The 7,120-nt window shown below is 40.5% G+C and carries 8 protein-coding genes and 1 pseudogene; 5 read left to right on the top strand and 4 right to left on the bottom strand.

Annotated features, from left to right (window positions below):
• Positions 1 to 356 precede the first annotated feature (356 nt).
• Both AB4Z17_RS16705 and AB4Z17_RS16700 read right to left on the bottom strand, forming a co-directional pair.
• Positions 357 to 629 carry a hypothetical protein gene (locus AB4Z17_RS16705; RefSeq protein ID WP_441912308.1) on the bottom strand — a complete coding sequence of 91 codons (273 nt, stop codon included), beginning with the start codon at positions 627 to 629 and terminating at the stop codon, positions 357 to 359.
• A gap of 763 nt (positions 630 to 1,392) precedes the next feature.
• On the bottom strand, positions 1,393 to 1,698 hold the full coding sequence (locus AB4Z17_RS16700) for a hypothetical protein (RefSeq protein ID WP_441960933.1): 306 nt from the start codon (positions 1,696 to 1,698) through the stop codon (positions 1,393 to 1,395).
• Positions 1,699 to 2,083: 385 nt separating this feature from the next.
• Between AB4Z17_RS16700 and AB4Z17_RS16695 the strand changes: the two genes are divergently transcribed.
• On the top strand, positions 2,084 to 2,332 hold the full coding sequence (locus AB4Z17_RS16695) for a DUF2642 domain-containing protein (protein ID WP_339208868.1): 249 nt from the start codon (positions 2,084 to 2,086) through the stop codon (positions 2,330 to 2,332).
• Positions 2,333 to 2,683: 351 nt separating this feature from the next.
• Here AB4Z17_RS16695 and AB4Z17_RS16690 read toward each other — a convergent pair whose 3' ends face one another.
• Positions 2,684 to 4,057: an MFS transporter gene (locus AB4Z17_RS16690; RefSeq protein WP_441960932.1), complete on the bottom strand. Its 1,374-nt coding sequence runs from the start codon at positions 4,055 to 4,057 to the stop codon at positions 2,684 to 2,686.
• Positions 4,058 to 4,300: 243 nt separating this feature from the next.
• Here AB4Z17_RS16690 and AB4Z17_RS16685 point away from each other — a divergent pair, with 243 nt between their 5' ends.
• From AB4Z17_RS16685 to AB4Z17_RS16670, 4 genes and pseudogenes are all read left to right on the top strand, one after another.
• Positions 4,301 to 4,780: a MarR family winged helix-turn-helix transcriptional regulator gene (locus AB4Z17_RS16685; RefSeq protein WP_441960931.1), complete on the top strand. Its 480-nt coding sequence runs from the start codon at positions 4,301 to 4,303 to the stop codon at positions 4,778 to 4,780.
• A 168-nt stretch (positions 4,781 to 4,948) separates the two neighbouring features.
• Complete coding sequence (locus AB4Z17_RS16680) at positions 4,949 to 5,062, top strand: sporulation protein YjcZ (protein ID WP_083681988.1); 114 nt, start codon at positions 4,949 to 4,951, stop codon at positions 5,060 to 5,062.
• Between the two features lie 198 nt (positions 5,063 to 5,260).
• Positions 5,261 to 5,683 (top strand): annotated as a pseudogene (locus tag AB4Z17_RS16675) (NucA/NucB deoxyribonuclease domain-containing protein); the annotation flags it as partial.
• A gap of 9 nt (positions 5,684 to 5,692) precedes the next feature.
• A complete protein-coding gene (locus AB4Z17_RS16670; RefSeq protein ID WP_256710905.1) occupies positions 5,693 to 5,839 on the top strand; it encodes an excalibur calcium-binding domain-containing protein in 147 nt (48 codons plus the stop codon).
• Positions 5,840 to 5,884: 45 nt separating this feature from the next.
• On the opposite strand, the gene AB4Z17_RS16665 is transcribed toward AB4Z17_RS16670, so the two are convergent.
• Positions 5,885 to 7,099: an MFS transporter gene (locus AB4Z17_RS16665; RefSeq protein WP_441960929.1), complete on the bottom strand. Its 1,215-nt coding sequence runs from the start codon at positions 7,097 to 7,099 to the stop codon at positions 5,885 to 5,887.
• Positions 7,100 to 7,120: the final 21 nt, after the last annotated feature.

Genomic DNA, 7,120 nt, shown 5'->3' with positions numbered 1-7,120 from the left:
TTCTTACTTTGTTTGGTATGTTGAAATTTAGTGGGATTATCAAAGAATTTGTCGAGAGAAGGCATTGCGATGAGTAGAAATAGAAATAGAAGTAGAAATTATATAATCGAATTTTTTCTATTAACATTACAGTTAATAGTTATTGTTTTAAGTTTTATTAAAATAGCAAAACAAGACGACTCAGAATCTTGATTTTCAATATGAACCAGTTTCATAATTAATTAATCCTATATATGTCCCCTACCACACGAATCACACGAATCTTGTTCACGAACACATGAAAGAGCCTACAGATTTATCCGAAGGCTTTTCATCTTCACTTATTTCATTGCCATTGCGTTTCAACACTTTAGCTCTTAGGAGTCTTGAAGTGGATTGTTTTGAGAAGCGATAGCAGCAGCTTGTGCTTGTTGTAGTAATTGTTGTGCTGCTTGAATATCTTGTTGTTCTTGTTTCACTTGTTGTTGAGCCTGTAAAACATGTTGAATCTCCGTTTGCAGGAGCTGTTCCGCTTCTAGTAATTCTTGACTCTCTACTTGCATCAATTGATGCGCCACCTGAACCTCTTGCTGTGCTTGCTGCAATTGTTGATTTTCTAGAAAATCAGCAGCATCCTTTTTCACGCTCATTGAATGAACCTCCAATAATTATTGTTATAGTCCTTTATTGCCCAATAATTATAGTGCTCATATTTACATTTTTTATGCTGAAAATGATTTGGGTTTAGGTATTACCTGTCTTTAATAAGGAGCAGTACATCGATTTATAAAATTAATCTAAGGATGTGGTCACTCATGGACTCAGGTCGCTTGATCATATTCTGCGTTAATGGAGTTTCTCTTAATTGGAACTGTAGTTACTAAAATTAAATTAAACAAACAATTACCTAGCAATAACTTCACTCCTTTTAATTACATAATGGCTCAATCACCTGTGAAGTTTCAATAAGAAAAACAAGAAAAAATAGTGAACGTTACTTATGGTGATGATTAAGGTTAGTTTTTCAACACCTGATAATGTAGTAATCGTTAGCAAAAAAATCTTCATTACTCAACGAAAATAAAGAGGGGCTCGCTCAAAAGTAGATCTATCTACGTTTGGAACAACCATTACTTTGTTTGGTTGATGAAGCTTTTCTTTGATTTCACTGCTTCCAACAATGCTCTCCCCCTGCTAGACATATAGCTAACGAACTCAGCAGCTCTTATTTAACCCATTTATAACGGATTAAAATTTTAACGAACTCCAGAGACGTTATTCCGATAAAAATAACGCTTAACACCCTCTTCAGCAAGCTATAACGTCTATACGGTTCGTTAAAACTTCAGAAAGGCAGTTTTATGCTAAATAAGCAGAATACAGTTCGTTAGAGATAGATGTGAGCTTAGGATGTTATGCGATTTCGGTGAGATCAGTGAGACGAATGATTGGAGTGAATCCGGGCGTGATTGCCGTCAGGGCTGGATAAAAGGGTTGGAAAAAGAATAACCAGCAGTTCAGGCAGAGTTCAGTTCCTGCTTCGCAGTTTGCTAAAGTGAATCTAATGCTGGTGAGGCTCTCGCTTACCCATATTCCACTTATACAAGCAGCGATATACCACAATAGGAAATAGCGGTGCAGGCATCCCCCCCCAGCACCGCTATTTTTTAATGTTATCCAGCTTTTTTGTTCAAATCGAGCAACTACTCCAGCGCTCATGACTACTTATGGAACGTCCTCTTTTCATTTATTGTTGAACATTAAACAACTGTTCAACTTTTTTAATTGCTTTATTCAGCAAAATAGAAATTAAATTGGAGGAGTAGCCAAATAAAAATAACATCACGTTTGTACTGCTCAAATCCAAGTTGCTCTCTCCGATATTAAATTAATTCTTTCAGCCAGTGATTCCTTTGTAATTCTCAATCTTTATCCCCCTGTATCTACTGTAGTTCTCATCGGTTTTTAAAAATAGTATGTTATACCTATTTATTACTTTTGTGCATGTCAAACGAATCGAATAATAATACAGGGCTTTAGCCCACTCCACGCACTAGACATCTGCATATGATGGGTTAGAACCTATATTTAAGGAGTGGATAATTTGTATCAACCAAGCAACGTCAGTCCAGTTCAGAGTAATCCTGTTCAAATTCAAACCGTATCGGCCATTGATCCTTATGTAGTAGAAGCCCTCATGCGCTTAACTGGTCGCTGCGTATTACTCGAAACAACGAGGGGAGCAATCGAAGGATCTATCATTGACGTAAAACCGGACCATGTGCTCCTGCAATTACACAGCCGTCAGGCTTGCGTTCGAATCGCTGAAATTGTATGGACAATGCCATTATAAAACGAACAAAGGGGTGCTCCCCTAGTAGGCAAACCTACTTGGCGAGCACCCCTTTTTCTTATGAATGCTGTTACTTTATTTTGTTAGACTCTGCATCGAGCATTCTCAAAAAAAACTGTAATCATCCACTATTCAAATGGTATAATCCCAATAATTAGGTAAAGAAGGTGATGCTCCTGTTTTTCTCCAGCGAATTCAATCCRTGGAAGGCTTTGCTTCATTTATTCATTTCGTTGTTTGATACTACGCTAGCAAAATATCTTTTCTTCGGGCTCATGCTCCTTGTTACAGGTCGTCTATTAATGTTTGTAGCAGCAGCATTTGTAGTATTCCAATCAACAAGAATATACATTATTGATTAGCTCGTGCAACAGCTTTAGCTGCTCCAAACTGCAGACGATATATAACGATTGCAACAACAATTACAATACTTAGTACAACAAAAATATTACTGTACATATACGCTGTTGGATTCGTCACAATCGGATTTAAGTGAAAGGATGATGAACCTTTATCAAGCAATTTGCCAATTAAGCTCATCGCAATGGCACCAGAGATAAAGTTGATCATCGACAACAATCCCATGCCTACACCCGTCTCTTCTTTCGGCAACGTCCGAGATATCGTATTCGACATTGCAATTTGCATGAAGGTTTGTCCAACATTGCCCGCTATGAGAATGAGCGCTATCACGTACGGAGACACTCCAATAAATGTAGATAAAAGCACGAAGCATGAGAAAATTAACAAAGCTGCGATAGAAACGAGTGTAAAGTTGCCGCGTTCGTCAGCCAATTTGCCGCCCCTGCGTCCCATTATCGCTGAGGCAATCGCTGCTGGAAACAGGACAAAACCAATGCTGCTAGGCGATAAATGATTTAATGCTGTTAAAAATTGAGGTGACATAAACGTTAAACTGAAGCTCATCGCTGTCGTTATGAAAGCTATAAACAACCCTATAGAGTAATTTTTGTTGCGAAATAGCCTTGGCTGAATAAAGGGATTGTCCGTAGTCCTAATTCGGATAATAAAGATAACGAGCAGCACAAGCCCTGCTGCGAAGAGTAAGCCGCTGCTCTGCGTAATCGCAAGCAAGAAGAGCGCAACCGCCGCAGCAAGCAAGCCACCGCCAATAAATTCTATTTTCCCCGCAGTGCCTTTCGAATGATCCAAATATTTACGAAAGAAAGGAAGTGTGAGTAACGGAAGCAGCGATATGACAAACAAAAGCCTCCAGTTCCCTACACTTGTAATTAATCCTGCTACTACTGGCCCCATAGCACTTCCTAATGCAAGCCCAATTGCTGAGGTTCCTAGTGCCCTCCCCCTCTTTTCAGGCGAGAAATATCGAATGGGTATAATCATAGCCGTAGCTGGAAGCACCGAGGCGCCAGCTGCTTGCAGAATGCGACCGGCAATAATCATCCAATACTCGGTAGCAAGCAAGCCGATGAGCGAGCCGAGAGCAAACACGATTAGTCCATACGTCAGCAAATCCTTTAAACGATATTTGTCTGCTAGTTTTCCAAACACGATTGATCCAATCGCATATAACACCATATAAGACGTCATCATCCAGCTCACTTGTGAAGGAATCAGATTAAACTCCTCACCGATTGCCGGAAGAGCCACATTAAACATCGTGCCGTTCATTACTGAAAATATTAAAGTAACAACGAGTACTCGCAGCAGCTTGTCCCCATTTTTAAATTCCGAACCAACCATGCCATTCCCTCCAATAATTATCAATTTAATCCTATTAAAAATTTCTTTCATTTTAGTGAGTATCCTCACTATATTATATTACTGAGGATACACACTAATATTAGAGGTGTCAAGATATGAAATAATGATATAGCTGGTATTAGCTAATAACGTATGCGAAGTTTTGCAACTTGAAAACAATCAGCTAAAATAGAAAATAAACAGCTCGGCGATACCGATTGTACGTCGAACAAGGAGGCACTTATGTTTACGCACTCGGACAATCCGGTACCTATAGACATCATTCATGTATTAATGAGGACAACACACTATATTCAAAGAGRATTTGAAACACAATTATCCGCGCTTAACATGCCTTATCAAATTACCGGCCCAAGGCTGCGCCTTCTATCTGTCGTCTACAAAGCCGGGAAAATTCGCATGAATGAACTAGCATCTGAACTAGGCATTAAAGCGCGTACCGTAACCGATTTTGTTGATGCTCTGGAACGGGATAAGCTACTTATCCGAATCCCTGATCCGACTGATCGTCGAGCTACGCTGTTGGAGCTCACCGAACTCGCGCAAGCGAATATAAGTCAAGTTCTAGCATTTCAAGCCGAAATTGCAGAGCAATTATTAGGCAACTTCTCCACTGAGCAGCGTCAACAATTTTTTGACCTTTTATTGCAGCTCATTAAAAATAAAGATATCTCTAATCCTTCTGCACACGTTTTAAAATAAAGCATATCCCATATGCTGAATTCCTAATAAATGTCCAAATTCTCCATCACAAAAGGCTCTCATAGGCTAGTGACATATATAAAATGTCTCTATGACAAACACCCAATCAAAGAGCAAAAGTGGAGCATAACCTATAGAATCTTCAATTCAAAGGAGGTGCTATGAAAAATGTCCGGTCACGTTGGCGGTGCTTTCACTAACACTGGTACGATTCTGGTCCTTTTCATTTTGCTCGTTATTATCGCTTGCACTTGTGGTGCATTCGGCGGTTACGGCAGATAACCCTCTAAACGCTGAGCTGCTATATTATCCTCAAACACTTCCTCCGAAGACCTACTCGATAGGTCTTCTTTTTTCTCCGTTGAATTCATTTTATATTCGAAATTATCCGTTTTAACACAGTATTGTAAACCTCATCCTATCCGCAATTGCATGCTGTATTGTATGATGGTTTCAAATGACTAGAAATGGAGACACATCATGAGATCATTGTTAGCCGCATTACTCACCCTCACGCTTATCCTCACAGGATGCGGACAATTCATTATCAGTTCTGATTCAAAGCCGGCTCCCACTGCTTCAGAGTATGGGATGACGATTCATTTGCCTGCTGATCGTTATCCAGAGACGATGGCGCATATTGCAGCAGCCATTCGTGCAGGTGCTTCCGCGGTTTGTACGATCGATCGAGATGGCGCTAACGCTAATCGTGAAGCCTCATTACGGGGTATTCCAACCAAAAAGGGCTATGATCGAGATGAATGGCCGATGGCCATGTGCAAAGAAGGCGGTGCTGGTGCGGATATCGCTTATGTTTCTCCTAAGGATAATCGCGGCGCTGGTTCGTGGATTGGAAATCTTTTGACTGATTTAAAGGACGGAACGCGTGTATTATTCGTTGTTGATGAAGCGATGGAGCAGCCGAAGCCAACAGAAGAGACCGTTTATTATGCCAATTGTGCAGCTGCTAAAGCAGCTGGTGCCGCGCCTTTACATAAAGGAGACCCCGGATACTCATTGAAACTAGATCGTGATAAAGATGGGATAGCATGCAGCTAACCCATCCTCGAAATGCTTCGTGCAGCTGATCATAGATATTCCTTCTCACGAAGTCGATTTTTGATTGCTTGGCTTAATTGTCAGCAATGCCAGTATGGAGCAAAGCAATGCAAATCCCGCAAACAAATAAAATAGCAATGCTTCGTTTTTGAGTAGTACTGATGCGATCAACGGACCTACGGCTACGCCTATAAAACGTGTGCTGCTATACAGCGAGGTAATGGTGCCTCGCTGTTTTTTCTCTATTCCTTCCGTTATTAAAGCGTCCAAGCTCGGCAAGGCTAAGCCAATACCAGCTCCGCTTATGAACATAAAGGTAATTAGAAAAAATATCCCTTTCGTATTAATGATTCCACAAACCAGCATCATCCCCGCAAGTACAGCAGTGCCAATGACAATAAACCACTTCATTTTCGCTTTGTTTTCCCCTACAATTTTTCCAGTGATGAACGAAGCAAGGCATATGGCGCTTAAAGGAATGGCAAGCAGCAATCCTTTCCAGATGCCTTCGATTTTGTAATGGTCCTCTAAGACCGATGACAAGTAATATAGAAATCCGAACATAATGAACATTGCAAGACCACCAATGGCAAAAGTTGCATAAAGCCAGTGACCCTTCTCAGCGAGAATCGATTTAATGGATTGAAAAAACTTCTTTATACTGCTCTCTTCTTTTTTCTTTTGCTTTGATTTAGGCTCCTTTACGAGGAAAATAACCCCAATAATTGAAATTAAAGATATGAACGGAATAACAGCAAGCGGCAAGTACCATATAACAAGGGCAAGCGCCGAACCTAATACCGGACTGAGCACTTTTCCAAATGTATTGGAGGTTTCAATCATCCCGAGCCCACTGCTTACTTCCTCCTCGCTTTCGAACATGTCACCGACTAACGGAAGCACAATTGGAAAAGCACCTGCAGCCCCAATCCCTTGTATAAATCGACCTGCCAAAATGACCGCATAAACGTGGGAATGCATCAACCATGCTGCTAAGCCTGATATCAGTCCTCCGATCGCTGCTATGGACAAGCCTATAATAATGACTATTTTCCGTCCGAAACGATCTGACAGATACCCAGCGATTGGAATACAAATAATCGAGACTGCAGCATAAACCGTTATGATTAAGCTCGACTGCACAGAAGAGATATTCAGTTTTTTCTTCATTAAGGGCAATACGGGAATCAACATTGAGTTAGCGAGCGTCATAATTAATGGAATGGATGCTAAAGCTGCTAAGTCCCACTTTTTTTTCACAGATGTACTCCTTTCTTATTT

It is taken from the genome of Paenibacillus sp. TAF43_2, from assembly GCF_052113545.1.
GTDB lineage: Bacteria > Bacillota > Bacilli > Paenibacillales > Paenibacillaceae > Pristimantibacillus.
Note: the sequence above shows the minus strand (reverse complement) of the source record. Positions and strands in the feature narration are given on the sequence as shown.